This is a genomic window from Streptomyces microflavus, from assembly GCF_014650075.1.
GTDB lineage: Bacteria > Actinomycetota > Actinomycetes > Streptomycetales > Streptomycetaceae > Streptomyces > Streptomyces microflavus.
In genome coordinates this window covers 29,104-42,344 of sequence record NZ_BMUG01000021.1, presented here as the reverse complement: position 1 = coordinate 42,344, position 13,241 = coordinate 29,104, and the positions used below count along the sequence as shown (strand labels likewise).

The window sequence follows — 13,241 nt, the reverse complement described above, 5'->3', positions numbered from 1 at the left end:
TCATCTCCCGTGTACGTGGGGCCGGTTGGCGGGCGGGGGTGTGACTGCTACCGTCCACCTAACAAATGTTTGGTGGAAAGGTAGCTGATCCTCCGATGACTGTCTCCACCGCGTCTCCCGCCGAAGGCGTCCGTGTCGTCACCGTCGACCGGCCGCCCGTCAACGCGCTTCCCGTACAGGGCTGGTACGACCTGGCCGACGCCGTCCGGGCGGCGGGCCGCGACCCGGAGGTGCGCTGTGTCGTCCTGGCCGCCGCCGGGCGCGGCTTCAACGCCGGTGTCGACATCAAGGAGTTGCAGCGCGACCCGGGAAACGCGGCGCTGATCGGCGTCAACCGGGGCTGCGCGGAGGCGTTCGAGGCCGTGTACGCCTGCGAGGTGCCGGTCGTCGCGGCGGTGCACGGGTTCTGCCTCGGCGGCGGCATCGGCCTCGTCGGGAACGCGGACGCGATCGTGGCGAGCGAGGACGCCGTCTTCGGCCTGCCGGAGCTGGACCGGGGCGCGCTCGGGGCGGCGACCCATCTGGCCCGGCTGGTCCCGCAGCACCTGATGCGGACGCTGTACTACACCTCGCGCACGGTGACGGCGGCCGAACTCCTCGCCCACGGCTCGGTATGGCGGGTCGTGCCGACGGACGAACTACTGCGTGCAGCAATGGAGTTGGCGTCGGAGATCGCCCGCAAGGACGGGCACCTGCTGCGGCTGGCCAAGGCCGCGCTCAACGGCATCGACCCCGTCGACGTACGGCGCAGCTACCGCTTCGAGCAGGGCTTCACCTTCGAGGCGAGCCTGGCGGGGACCGCCGACCGGGTCCGTGACACCTTCGGCAAGGAGGCCTGAATCGTGAGTACGGTGTCCGCCGCGCGCAACAAGACCATGACGCCCGACGAGGTGGCCGCCCGGCTGCACAGCGGCATGACGATCGGCATCGGCGGCTGGGGGTCGCGCCGCAAACCCATGGCCCTGGTACGGGCGTTGCTCCGCTCCCCCGTCACCGACCTGACGGTGATCTCCTACGGTGGCCCGGACGTCGGGCTGCTCGCCGCCGCGGGCCGGATCTCCCGCCTGGTCACCGCGTTCGTGACGCTCGACTCGATCCCGCTGGAGCCGCACTACCGGGCGGCCCGGCAGCGCGGGGCGTTCGCGCTGACCGAGATCGACGAGGCGATGTTCATGTGGGGGCTGCACGCGGCCGCCAACCGGCTGCCGTTCCTGCCGGTGCGGGCGGGGCTCGGCTCCGACGTGATGCGGGTCAACCCCCAGCTGCGAACGGTGACTTCACCGTACGAGGACGGCGAGGAGTTCGTCGCGATGCCGGCCCTGCGGATGGACGCGGCGCTGGTCCACCTGAACCGGGCGGACCGGCTGGGCAACGGGCAGTACCTGGGCCCCGACCCGTACTTCGACGACCTGTTCTGCGAGGCGGCGGACACGGCGTACGTCTCCTGCGAACGCCTGGTGGAGACGGCGGAGTTGACGGGCGGGTCCGGCGCGGCCCCGCAGACGCTCCTCGTCCGGCGGCACTCCGTCACCGGGGTCGTGGAGACGCCGGGCGGCGCGCACTTCACCTCGTGCGTACCCGACCATCCGCGCGACGAGCCGTTCCAGAAGGCGTACGCGGCCGCCGCTGCGGACCCGGCGGCCTGGGCGGAGTTCAGTGCGCGCTTCCTGCCTCCGGACGGCGACGAGAAGGGCTACCAGCAGGCGGTCCGGACCTGGCACGAGGAGCAGAAATGAACGCATCCGCCACCCGGAGCATCACCCGTGCCGAGTACTGCGTGATCGCCTGCGCGGAGGCCTGGCGCGGCGACGGCGAGGTACTGGCCAGTCCGATGGGGGCGATCCCGTCCGTCGGCGCACGGCTGGCCCGGCTGACCTTCGCCCCCGAACTGCTGCTGACGGACGGCGAGGCGACGATCGTCGGCCCGGGCGGGGAGGCGGAGGGCTGGCTCCCCTACCGCAAGCACCTCACCCTGGTGACCGGGGGACGGCGGCACGTGATGATGGGCGCGAGCCAGATCGACCGGTTCGGCAACCAGAACATCTCCTGCATCGGCGACTGGGAACAGCCGGCCCGCCAGCTCCTGGGAGTGCGCGGAGCACCGGTCAACACCCTCAACAACCCGGTGAGTTACTGGATCCCCCGGCACTCGCCCCGGGTCTTCGTCGAACGGGTCGACATGGTCTGCGGAGTCGGTTACGACCGGGCGGAGGCGGCCGGCCCCTCGGCCACGCGCTTCCACCGCATCCCCCGGGTCGTCAGCGATCTCGGGGTCTTCGACTTCGCGACCCCGGACCGTTCGATGCGGCTGACCTCGGTCCACCCGGGCGTCACGGTGGAGACGGTCCGCGAGGCGACGGGCTTCACCCTCACCGTCCCCGACGACGTCCCGTACACCCGCGACCCCACCCCCGCCGAACTCGCCCTGATCCGCGAGGTCATCGACCCGGCGGCCACCCGGAACCGTGAGGTGCGGCCCTGATGCGCACGGCGCTCACCGAACTCACCGGCGTCCGGCACCCGATCGTGCAGACCGGGATGGGCTGGGTCTCCGGCCCCCGCCTGGTCACGGCGACCGCGCGGGCGGGGGCGCTCGGCATCCTGGCCTCCGCGACCATGAGCCCCGACCAACTGCGTTCCGCCGTACGGGAGGTGAGGTCGCGGACGGACGCCCCGTTCGGGGTGAACCTGCGCGCGGACGCCGGGGACGCGCGGGAGCGGGTGCGGATCATCGTCGAGGAGGGCGTACGGGTGGCGTCGTTCGCGCTCGCCCCGTCGAAGGAGCTCATCGCGGAGCTGAAGGACGCGGGCGTGGTCGTCGTCCCGTCGGTGGGGGCCCGGCGCCATGCGGAGAAGGTCGCGGCCTGGGGCGCGGACGCGGTGATCGTGCAGGGCGGCGAGGGCGGCGGCCACACGGGGAACGTGGCGACGACGGTGCTGCTGCCCCAGGTGGTGGACGCGGTGGACATCCCGGTGATCGCGGCGGGCGGCTTCCACGACGGGCGGGGGCTGGTCGCGGCGCTGGCGTACGGGGCGGCGGGCGTGGCGATGGGGACCAGGTTCCTGCTGACCTCGGACTCGACGGTGCCGGAGGCGGTGAAGGCCCGCTATCTGGCGGCCACGGTGAAGGACATCACCCTGACGACCGCCGTGGACGGGCTCCCGCACCGGATGCTCCGTACGGAGATGGTGGCGGAGCTGGAGGGTGCGGGCCGGCTGCGTTCGCTGTACCACGCACTGCGGCGGGCGTCCGGCTTCCGGCGCATCTCCGGCCTGAGCCGGCTCGGCATGGTGCGGGACGGTCTGGCGCTGCGGCACGGCAAGGACCTGACCTGGAGCCAGGTCCTGCTGGCGGCGAACACGCCGATGCTGCTGAAGGCGTCCATGGTGGACGGCCGCACGGATCTGGGCATCATGGCGTCGGGCCAGGTGGCGGCTCTGATCGAGGACCTGCCGAACGTGGCGGAGCTGGTGGCCCGGATCATGGCGGAGGCCGAGCGGACCCTCACGGCTCTGGGCGCCGAATCCAGCCCGGCCGCCAACTCAAGCCCGTCCGGCGATTGAGGACACCCACGAAGGCCGGTGACCGAGGCCGGGGCCCTTCGGGGCTCTGCCCCGGACCCCGGTCCTCAATCGCCGGACGGGCTGGAAGGCCGCCGGACAGCCTGAAATGCCGCCCTACGCGGCGCGACGCCCCCGCGCCGGAGCGCCGGAGCGCCCCGTACCCCGGGACTCGCCACCGGAACGCGCGGCGCCGCCGGAACGACCCGCGCCACCACCCTGCGCACCGCCACCGGCGCCACCGGCGCCACCCGCACCGGTCCCACGCCGTCCCCGTCCCCGGCTCCCGGAGCGCACCGCGCCCCCGCCGGAGCCGGCCGAACCGGAACCGCCCGCCCGCGTCCGCTGCTTCGGCGGAGTCGGCTGCGGGACCTCGACGACGATCGCGATCCCGGAGGGCTCACGCGCCCCCGTGATCCGGGACAGCTCCTCGTCGCTGGAGGTGACCCGCGTGGTGCGCGGCGCGATGCCCGCGTCCTGCATCAGCCGGGTCATCTCCCGCTTCTCCTCGGGCAGCACCAGCGTGACGACGCTGCCGGACTCCCCGGCGCGCGCCGTACGGCCGCCCCGGTGGAGGTAGTCCTTGTGGTCGGTGGGCGGGTCGACATTGACGACCAGGTCGAGGTCGTCGACGTGGATGCCGCGGGCCGCCACGTTCGTCGCGACGAGCGCGGTGACCTGGCCGTTCTTGAACTGGTCCAGGGTCCGGTTGCGCTGCGGCTGGGAGCGCCCGCCGTGCAGGGCGGCCGCCCGTACACCGCTGGCGAGCAGCCGCTTGGCGAAGCGGTCGGCGGCGCGCTTGGTGTCGACGAACATGATCACGCGGCCCTCGCGGGCGGCGATCTTCGTGGCGACGGCCTTCTTGTCCGTCTCGTCCATGACGTGGAGCACGTGGTGCTCCATCGTGGTGACCGCACCGGCGGACGGGTCGACGGAGTGGACGACCGGGTCGGTGAGGAACATCTTGACGAGGCGGTCGATGTTCTTGTCCAGGGTCGCGGAGAACAGCATCCGCTGCCCGTCCGCCTCGACCTGCTTGAGCAGGGCGACGACCTGCGGCATGAAGCCCATGTCGGCCATCTGGTCGGCCTCGTCGAGGACGGTGATGGCGACCTCGTCCAGCCGGCAGTCGCCGCGCTCGATGAGGTCCTTGAGCCGGCCCGGGGTGGCGACGAGCACTTCGGCGCCGCGCCGCAGGGTGGCGGACTGCTTGGTGATCGACATGCCGCCGACGACGGTGGCCATCCGCAGGTTCACGGCGGTGGCGTACGGGGTCAGCGCGTCGGTGACCTGCTGGGCCAGCTCACGCGTGGGGACGAGGACCATGGCGAGCGGGGCGCGCGGCTCGCTGCGGCGGCCGGCGGTGCGGGCCAGCAGTGCGAGGCCGAAGGCGAGGGTCTTGCCGGAGCCGGTGCGGCCGCGGCCGAGGATGTCCCGGCCGGCGAGCGAGTTCGGCAGGGTCGCGCCCTGGATCGGGAACGGCTCGGTGACGCCCTGCGCGGTGAGGGTCTTGAGGAGCGCGGCCGGCATGTCCAGGTCCGCGAAGGCCTCGACGGCGGGCAGCGCGGGGGTCACCATCTCCGGCAGGGCGAACTCGCCCTGCGGCGGGGTGGCGCGGCGGCGGGCCGGAGCCTTGGAGCGGGCGGCGGCGGTGCCGCGGGGGTTGGATGCCGCCTGCGCGGTCGCGCCCTGGCCGCGGCCACGGGCCGGGCGGGAGCGGGGGGTGCGGTCCTGGCGTTCGAAGCGAGTCATACGGAATTGCCCTCCTGGGGGATTCCTGGGCAACTGCGGATTCGGTTCACTGCCGATGTGCTTGTCCGACCGCTTGTCGTGCGCCCCCAGGATGCGCGCACAAAGCGGGTTGTTCCTCGAACAGCACAAACCGGGGCCCGCACCTTCACGGTGCGGGCCCCGGTCAGAGAGGTACGCGTCGCGGCAATTAGGCCGGGACGATGTTCTCCGCCTGCGGGCCCTTCTGGCCCTGCGTGACGTCGAAGGAGACCTTCTGGCCCTCCTGGAGCTCACGGAAGCCCTGGGTGGCGATGTTGGAGTAGTGGGCGAAGACGTCGGCGCCGCCGCCGTCCTGCTCGATGAAGCCGAAGCCCTTTTCCGAGTTGAACCACTTCACGGTTCCAGTAGCCATGTCATTCTCCTAAAAGAGGTGCAGTGCCGAGAATCCGCACTTTACGGATTCCAAGTCGCCGCATTGAGCCCCACCCGGAGAAAGCCGGAAAACAATAAAGCGCCTGAGGAAGCATTCCCGTCAGGCGCACATAAAGTTCATGGGTACCAAAACTGCAACGGGAACACCGTAGCACGTCCTCTCCTCGCGCGACGTGACGCACCACACCGCGCGAGGGAAAACTTGGCTGACCAGAAGGGGTACGGCCGGTGTCGCCCGCCTGGGCCGGAGGCGCTCCCCGTGTGGGTCAGAGGCGCTCGACGATGGTGACGTTGGCCTGTCCGCCGCCTTCGCACATGGTCTGGAGCCCGTAGCGGCCCCCGGTGCGTTCCAGTTCGTGCAGGAGCGTGGTCATCAGCTTGGCGCCGGTCGCGCCGAGCGGGTGGCCCAGCGCGATCGCCCCGCCGTTGACGTTGACGCGCCCGGGGTCGGCGCCGGTCTCCTTCAGCCAGGCGAGGACGACCGGGGCGAAGGCCTCGTTGATCTCGACGAGGTCGATGGCGTCGATGGTGAGGCCGGTCTTCTTCAGGGCGTACGCGGTGGCGGGGATCGGGGCGGAGAGCATCCGGATGGGGTCCTCGCCCCGGACGGAGAGGTGGTGGATCCGGGCGCGCGGGGTGAGGCCGTGTTCGGCGACGGCCCGCTCGGAGGCGATGAGCAGGGCGGCGGCTCCGTCGGAGACCTGGGAGGAGCAGGCGGCGGTGATCGTGCCGCCGGGCAGGACGGGGCTGAGTGCGGCCATCTTCTCCAGGGTGGTGTCGCGGCGCGGCCCCTCGTCGGCGGTGACGTCCCCGTACGCGACGGTCTCGCGGGTGAAGCGGCCCTCGTCGATGGCGCGGACGGCCCGGCGGTGGGAGGTGAGGGCGAACTCCTCCATGTCGCGGCGGCTGATCCCCCACTTCTCGGCGATGAGCTGGGCGCCGTGGAACTGGTTGACGGGCGCGTCGCCGTACCGGGCGCGCCAGCCCTCGCTGCCCGCGTACGGGCCCTGGGTGAGGCCGAGGGGTTCGGCGGCCTGGCGGGAGGCGAAGGCGATGGGGATCTGGGTCATGTTCTGGGTGCCGCCGGCGACGACGAGGTCCTGGGTGCCGGAGAGGACGCCCTGGGCCGCGAAGTGGAGGGCCTGCTGGGAGGAGCCGCACTGCCGGTCGATGGTGACGCCCGGCACCTCCTCGGGCAGCCCGGCCGCCAGCCATGACGTACGGGCGATGTCCCCGGCCTGCGGTCCGACGGTGTCCAGGCAGCCGAAGACGACGTCCTCCACGGCCGCCGGATCGACGCCGGCGCGGGCCATCAGCTCCTTCAGCACATGGGCGCCGAGGTCGGCGGGGTGGACGGCCCCGAGGCCCCCCTTGCGCCGTCCGACGGGTGTCCGTACCGCTTCGACGATGTAGGCCTCGGCCATGGCTGCTGCTCCTTGAGAGGTGGCTAGGTGCGCAGGGCGATCCCGTCCAGCACCATCGAGAGGTACTGGCGGGCGATCTCCTCGGGGCTGTGGTGTCCGCCGGGCCGGTACCAGGAGGCCGCGACCCAGACGGTGTCGCGGACGAAGCGGTAGGTGAGGCGGATGTCCAGGTCGTCGCGGAAGGCGCCTTCGGCGACGCCGCGTTCCAGCGTGCCGAGCCAGGCCTTCTCGAACTTCGTCTGCGAGTCGGTGAGGTAGGCGAAGCGGGGCTGGGTGGCGAGGTGCCTGGACTCCTTCTGGTAGATCGCGACGGCGGGGCGGTGCCGGTCGATCTCCCGGAAGGACTCGGTGACCAGTGCCTCGATGGTCTCGCGGGGGCCGAGTCCGGCCGCCAGGACGGCGTCGTACCCCTGCCAGAGCTCGTCGAGGAAGGTGGAGAGGATCTCGTCGATCATCGATTCCTTGGAATCGAAGTGGTAGTAGAGGCTGCCGGCGAGCATCCCCGCCTCGTCCGCGATCCGGCGGACGGTGGTGGCGTTGTATCCCTGGGCGGCGAAGACCTCGGCGGCGGTGGCGAGGAGTTCGCTGCGCCGTTCGGGGGTGGGGGTCACCTGGGGCTTCTTCTTGGTAGGCACCCCGCCATTGTCCGCCCGCGGCCCGGGTGTTCACGCATGCTGGCTGCTGACGGCGACGACCTCACCGGTCATGTACGAGGAGTAGCCGCTGGCGAGGAAGACGATCACGTTGGCGATCTCCCAGGGTTCGGCGTACCGGCCGAAGGCTTCCTTCTCCGTGAGTTCGGCGAGCAGTTCGGGCGAGGTGACCTTGGCGAGGTGGGGGTGCATGGCGAGGCTGGGGGCGACGGCGTTGACGCGCACGCCGTAGTCGGCGGCTTCGAGCGCGGCGCAGCGGGTGAGGGCCATGACGCCGGCCTTGGCGGCGGCGTAGTGGGCCTGGCCGCGCTGGGCGCGCCAGCCGACGACGGAGGCGTTGTTGACGACGACTCCCCCGGTGCCGGCGGCCTTGAGGGAGCGCAGGGCGGCGCGGGTGCAGCGGAAGGTGCCGTTCAGGGTGACGTCGAGGATCTTCGTCCACTGGTCGTCGGTCATCTCGGTGAGTTCGGCGGTGCCGCCGAGTCCCGCGTTGTTGACGACGACATCGAGACGGCCGTGGGTGCGCTCGGCGTGGGCGAAGAGGGCCCGGACCTGCTCCTCGTCAGTGACGTCGCAGGTCAGGGCGGTGACGCGGTCGGCGCCGAACTCCTCGGCGAGGGCGTGCGCGCTCTCCTTCAGCCGCCGGGCGTGGGCGTCGCTGATGACGACGCGCGCCCCCTCCTCCAGGAAGCGGCGGGCGGTGGCGCCGCCGATGCCGGCTCCGGCGGCGGCGGTGACGACGGCGGTGCGGCCGGTCAGCAGGCCGTGGCCCGGCAGGTAGTCCGGTGCGCTCATCGGCCCATCCCCCTACTCCTCGACGGTGCTTGGGCCATACGTTAACCTACCAAACACTTGTTAGGGAACGGTCTCATGGAAGGCAGCCCCCATGGATCTGGCGCAGACAGCGGAGACCGAGGCACTGCGGACCGAGGCGCGGGAGTGGCTGCGCGCCCATGTGCCCGCCCGGCCGCTCCCCTCCCTGGAGACGGCGGAGGGGTTCGCCGCGCACCGGGAGTGGGAGGCGGAGCTGTACGGGGGCGGGTGGTCGGCTCTCTCCTGGCCCGAGGAGTACGGGGGCCGGGGCGCGGACCTCTTCGGGTGGCTGGCGTTCGAGGAGGAGTACTGGGCGGCGGGCGCCCCCGGCCGGGTCTCGCAGAACGGGATCAGCCTCCTCGCCCCGACCCTCTTCCACCACGGCACGGCGGAGCAGCGGGCCCGGGTGCTGGAGCCGATGGCGAGGGGCGAGGTGATCTGGGCGCAGGCCTGGTCGGAGCCGGAGGCCGGTTCGGACCTGGCGGCGCTGCGGTCGCGTGCTGTGCGGACGGAGGGCGGCTGGCTGCTGTCGGGGCAGAAGACGTGGTCCTCGCGGGCGGCGTTCGCGGACCGGGCGTTCGGGATCTTCCGTACGGACCCGGGGGCGGCCGAGCTGCACCAGGGGCTCACGTACCTCATGTTCGGGCTGCGTGACCCTGGGGTCACGGTGCGCCCCATCGGGCGGCTGGACGGGAAGCCCGCCTTCGCCGAGATCTTCCTGGACGAGGTCTTCGTACCGGACGAGGACGTCATCGGGGAGCCGGGCCGGGGCTGGCGGATCGCCATGTCGGCCACCGGCGACGAGCGCGGCCTGACCCTCCGCTCCCCCGGCCGCTTCCTGGCCGCCGCCGACCGGCTGACGGAGTTGTGGCGGGAGGCGGGCGACCCGGCGGACACGGCGCTGCGGGACCGGGTGGCGGACGCGGTGATCGGGGCGCGGGCGTACCGGCTGTTCACGGCCGCCTCCGCGTCCCGGTTCGCGGCGGGGGCGGTGCTCGGGGCGGAGTCCAGCCTGAACAAGGTGTTCTGGTCGGGCTACGACATAGCGCTGCACGAGACGGCGCTCGACCTGCTCGGCCCGGACGCGGAGGCGGCGGACGGCCCGTGGGCGGAGGGGTACGTCTTCGCGCTGGCGGGGCCTGTCTACGCGGGGACGAACGAGATCCAGCGCGACATCATCGCCGAGCGGCTGCTCGGCCTGCCGAAGGGACGGCGCTGATGCGTTTCCTGCTGGACGACGAGCAGCGGGAGTTCGCCCGCTCGCTGGACGCGCTGCTGACGGCGGCGGATACCCCTGCGGTCGTACGGGGGTGGGCCGCGGGCGACCATGGCCCCGGGCTCACCCTCTGGCGGCGGCTGGCGGACGCGGGGGTGTTCGCGCTGGCGGTCCCGGAGGCGTACGGAGGTGTCGGCCCCCTCCCGGTGGAGACGGCCGTCGCGTTCGTGGAGCTGGGCCGCCACGGGGTACCGGGGCCGCTGGTGGAGAGCGTGGCGGCGGGGGTGCTGCTGGGCGGGGTGGGCGGCCCGGCGGCCAAGGAGTGGCTGCCGAGGATCGCGTCCGGTACGACGGTGGTGTCGCTGGCTCTGGAGGGGTACGGGCCGTACGCGCTGGACGCGGACGTGGCGGACGCGGTGCTCACGGTGACCGGGGACGAGCTGCGGCTGACGCGGGGGGCGGGCGGGGCGACGGGGCCGGGGGCGGCGACGGGCCCAGGGGTGCCGACGGGCCCAGGGGTGCCGACGGGTCCAGGGGCGGCGTCGGGTCCAGGGGCGGCGTCGGGTCCAGGGGCGGCGTCGGGTCCAGGGGTGCCGACGGGTCCGGGCGGGTCTACGGGCCGACCCGCGCCGACGGGCCCGGGGGCGCCGACGGTCTCCGTGGATCCGGCGCGGCGGCTGTTCCGGCCGGAGCCGGGCGGCGAGGTGGTGGCGGCCGGCCCCGGGGTGCGCGAGGCGGCCCGGGCGGCGGGCACCTGGGCGACCTTCGCGACGGCGGCCCAGGCGCTCGGCTGCGGGGAGGCGTTGCTGCGGGCGACGGTGGCGTACGTGAAGCAGCGCACCCAGTTCGGTGTGCCCGTCGGTTCCTTCCAGGCGGTCAAGCACCGCCTCGCGGACACCCTGCTCGGCCTGGAGTTCGCGCGGCCGCTGCTGTACGGGGCGGCGGTGGAGCTGGCCGACGGTGCGCCCGGGGCCGGGGCGGCGGTCGCGGCGGCGAAGGTGGCGGCGGGCGAGGCGGGGTACGCGGCGGCCCGCACCGCGCTGCAGCTGCACGGCGCGGTGGGGTACACCGAGGAGCTGGACCTGGCGTGGTGGCTGCGCCGGGCCCGCCCGCTGCGGGACGCGTGGGGGACGCCGTCGGCCTGCCGGGCGCGGGTGCTGGCGGGGTGAACAGCCCTGGGCCGAGACCGCTGCGGCCCAGGGGAAGCCGTCACTTCCGGCGTACCGTCCGCAGCGGCTGTCCGGGCCGCCAGGACTCGATGATCAGGGAGTCGCCGTCCAGACCGATGCGGACCACCTCGGTCAGCTCGGCCCGGAAGAGGTGGAAGGGCTCGGGCGGGGTGGCGTCCTCGATGAAGCGGGCGAGGAACTCCGGGTCGGTGATCTCCACGGCCCGGCCGCTGACGCGGACGTCGCCGTCGTTCATCTCGGCGTCGGGCCCCGGGTTGGCCTGGAGGGCGAAGCGCGGGTCGCGTCGCAGGTCCAGGGCCTTGCGGGAGTCCGGCATCATGCCGAGCAGCAGCTCACCGAAGCGGAAGTCGGCCTCCAGACCGGTGACCCGGGGCGATCCGTCCTTCCGGAGGGTGGCGAGGACGTGGTGCTTGTAGAGCTGGAAGCGCCGGCGCGCGGTGTCGGCGAAGACGGGCTCGGCGGCGGCGAAGCCACTCCAGGAGAGGGGTGAGGAAGACGTCATGAGCGCCATCGAACACCCGATACCCGACATCTTCTGTCCGGTATCGCCGACGGTCTCCCGCGGCTCACACGTCCGAGAACGTGATCACCACCGCCTGGCCCATCGTCCGCAGCACCCCCGGCGCCCCGCCCTCGGAGAGCACCGCGTCGTAGCGGTCGAGCCGGATGTCCGTTCCGTCCAGTATGGCTCCGTCGTCCAGGGAGAGGGCCAGCACCGCGCCACCCGGGGGTGCCATCAGCCGTACGGTGCCGCAGACCACGGCGGTCTCCGCCCGCGTACGCCCCCGGCGGTACATCACGTTGAGGTTGACGACGGGCCCGCCCAGCAGGAAGCCCTCCGTCGGCCGGTCACCGGGGAAGTCGTGCGGCCAGAGCGGCTCGTCCACGATGTGGTGCTCACCGCCGACGACGAGGTCCATGCCCGCGCCCTCGACCACGGTCAGGGTGCGGTCGATGCCCGGGAAGACGGAGAACGGCCCGTCGGCGGTGACATCCGCGAGGCTCACCCGCCAGTCGAACCCGTCGGCGCCTCCGGGTGAGGCGGCGACCTCCCGGGTGAGCCCGCCGCCGTTCTTCCAGGGGACGGGCGTACGGTCGGCGGCGCGCAACACCTGTGTGGTCATCGGACGATCCCCCTGCTCCTCGGCGTCGGCCGCCGTGCTGCGTACTGCGGACCCAGAGCCTAGGCCACAGCGATGCCCCCGCCCCCGGACTCCCCCGCACCGGTTCGCTATCTTGATCGCCGCCGCCCACACCGGCCCTGTCGCGCACTCCCCCAGTGAAGGAGCCGGTCATGGAGGCCGCCGCCACCACGTGTTACCGCCATCCGTCGTACGAGACGTACGTCCGCTGCACCCGCTGCGAGCGCACCATCTGCCCGGACTGCATGCGTGAGGCCTCGGTCGGCTACCAGTGCGTGGAGTGCGTTAAGGAGGGGCAGCGCTCGGTGCGGCGGGCCCGGACGGTGTTCGGCGGTGCCGTGTCCGGGGCGGTGGCTCCGGTGGTGACGTACGTCCTGATGGCGCTGAACGTGCTGGCCTACCTCGGTGAGGTGGTGCGGCCGGAGATCGTGGACCGGTTCGCGGTGCTCGGTGCCGCGCTGACCGGGCCGGACGGGGAGCAGTACTACTACCGGGGCGAGACGTTCGCCGGGTACGAGCTGACGGGGATCGCGGACGGGGAGTGGTACCGGCTGGTGACCGGGGCGTTTCTGCATCTGCCGCCGGACACCTCGTTCGGGGTGATGCACCTGCTGTTCAACATGTTCGCGCTGTGGAACATCGGGCGGACGGTGGAGGGGCAGCTCGGCCGGGCCCGGTATCTGGCGGTGTACCTGCTGTCGGCGGTGGGCGGTTCCGTCGTGGTGTATCTGCTGGCGCCGGACGCCTCGACGGTCGGCGCCTCCGGTGCGGTCTTCGGTCTTGCCGCCTCGTACTGGATCATCAACCGGCGGCTCGGCCGTGACATGGCGGCGGTCAACCGGTTCATGGCGGGGTTCCTGCTCTGGATGGTGCTCTCGGCCCTGTTCACCTCGTGGCAGGGGCACCTGGGCGGGCTGCTGACCGGGGCGCTGGTGACGTACGGGCTCGCCTACGCGCCGGCGAAGCTGCGGACCTGGCCGGCGCAGCTCGCGGGCGGGGCGGTGCTGCTGGGTCTGTTCGCCGTGGCGGTGGTGGTGAAGACCTCGGCGCTGACCGGCTGAGCCACCCGGACGACCCGG

General features: G+C 72.8%; 14 protein-coding genes. 7 read left to right on the top strand and 7 right to left on the bottom strand.

The window, feature by feature from the left end; translation table 11 throughout:
- Positions 1–95: 95 nt before the first annotated feature.
- The 4 genes from IE264_RS36915 to IE264_RS36900 are packed head-to-tail and all read left to right on the top strand — an operon-like array spanning position 96 to position 3,564.
- A complete protein-coding gene (locus IE264_RS36915; RefSeq protein ID WP_032759448.1) occupies positions 96–839 on the top strand; it encodes an enoyl-CoA hydratase family protein in 744 nt (247 codons plus the stop codon).
- Positions 840–875: 36 nt separating this feature from the next.
- On the top strand, positions 876–1,736 hold the full coding sequence (locus IE264_RS36910; RefSeq protein WP_106973139.1) for a CoA transferase subunit A: 861 nt from the start codon (positions 876–878) through the stop codon (positions 1,734–1,736).
- Positions 1,733–2,482, top strand: coding sequence for a CoA-transferase subunit beta (locus IE264_RS36905; RefSeq protein WP_032759450.1), 750 nt, complete (start codon positions 1,733–1,735; stop codon positions 2,480–2,482). Before IE264_RS36910 ends, IE264_RS36905 begins: the two co-directional genes overlap by 4 nt.
- Positions 2,482–3,564 (top strand): NAD(P)H-dependent flavin oxidoreductase, encoded by a 1,083-nt coding sequence (locus IE264_RS36900; protein WP_032759451.1) that lies wholly within the window; start codon positions 2,482–2,484, stop codon positions 3,562–3,564. The genes IE264_RS36905 and IE264_RS36900 overlap by 1 nt, the downstream gene beginning before the upstream one ends.
- 114 nt (positions 3,565–3,678) lie before the next feature.
- On the opposite strand, the gene IE264_RS36895 is transcribed toward IE264_RS36900, so the two are convergent.
- From IE264_RS36895 to IE264_RS36875, 5 genes are all read right to left on the bottom strand, one after another.
- Positions 3,679–5,313 carry a DEAD/DEAH box helicase gene (locus tag IE264_RS36895; RefSeq protein ID WP_032759452.1) on the bottom strand — a complete coding sequence of 545 codons (1,635 nt, stop codon included), beginning with the start codon at positions 5,311–5,313 and terminating at the stop codon, positions 3,679–3,681.
- Between the two features lie 187 nt (positions 5,314–5,500).
- Positions 5,501–5,704, bottom strand: a complete 204-nt coding sequence (locus IE264_RS36890; RefSeq protein WP_015607926.1) for a cold-shock protein — start codon at positions 5,702–5,704, stop codon at positions 5,501–5,503.
- Positions 5,705–5,990: 286 nt separating this feature from the next.
- Positions 5,991–7,148, bottom strand: a complete 1,158-nt coding sequence (locus IE264_RS36885; protein WP_032759454.1) for an acetyl-CoA C-acetyltransferase — start codon at positions 7,146–7,148, stop codon at positions 5,991–5,993.
- A 23-nt stretch (positions 7,149–7,171) separates the two neighbouring features.
- On the bottom strand, positions 7,172–7,783 hold the full coding sequence (locus IE264_RS36880) for a TetR/AcrR family transcriptional regulator (RefSeq protein ID WP_190167888.1): 612 nt from the start codon (positions 7,781–7,783) through the stop codon (positions 7,172–7,174).
- Between the two features lie 30 nt (positions 7,784–7,813).
- Positions 7,814–8,596 (bottom strand): SDR family oxidoreductase, encoded by a 783-nt coding sequence (locus IE264_RS36875; protein WP_032759456.1) that lies wholly within the window; start codon positions 8,594–8,596, stop codon positions 7,814–7,816.
- Between the two features lie 91 nt (positions 8,597–8,687).
- Here IE264_RS36875 and IE264_RS36870 point away from each other — a divergent pair, with 91 nt between their 5' ends.
- Both IE264_RS36870 and IE264_RS36865 read left to right on the top strand, forming a co-directional pair.
- Positions 8,688–9,833 (top strand): acyl-CoA dehydrogenase family protein, encoded by a 1,146-nt coding sequence (locus IE264_RS36870; RefSeq protein ID WP_032759457.1) that lies wholly within the window; start codon positions 8,688–8,690, stop codon positions 9,831–9,833.
- Positions 9,833–10,999 carry an acyl-CoA dehydrogenase family protein gene (locus IE264_RS36865; RefSeq protein WP_032759458.1) on the top strand — a complete coding sequence of 389 codons (1,167 nt, stop codon included), beginning with the start codon at positions 9,833–9,835 and terminating at the stop codon, positions 10,997–10,999. Before IE264_RS36870 ends, IE264_RS36865 begins: the two co-directional genes overlap by 1 nt.
- A gap of 40 nt (positions 11,000–11,039) precedes the next feature.
- On the opposite strand, the gene IE264_RS36860 is transcribed toward IE264_RS36865, so the two are convergent.
- Positions 11,040–11,531 carry a pyridoxamine 5'-phosphate oxidase family protein gene (locus IE264_RS36860; protein ID WP_078657586.1) on the bottom strand — a complete coding sequence of 164 codons (492 nt, stop codon included), beginning with the start codon at positions 11,529–11,531 and terminating at the stop codon, positions 11,040–11,042.
- Between the two features lie 55 nt (positions 11,532–11,586).
- On the bottom strand, positions 11,587–12,144 hold the full coding sequence (locus IE264_RS36855; protein ID WP_032759459.1) for a HutD/Ves family protein: 558 nt from the start codon (positions 12,142–12,144) through the stop codon (positions 11,587–11,589).
- A 170-nt stretch (positions 12,145–12,314) separates the two neighbouring features.
- Between IE264_RS36855 and IE264_RS36850 the strand changes: the two genes are divergently transcribed.
- Positions 12,315–13,223: a rhomboid family intramembrane serine protease gene (locus IE264_RS36850; RefSeq protein ID WP_032759460.1), complete on the top strand. Its 909-nt coding sequence runs from the start codon at positions 12,315–12,317 to the stop codon at positions 13,221–13,223.
- Positions 13,224–13,241 lie beyond the last annotated feature (18 nt).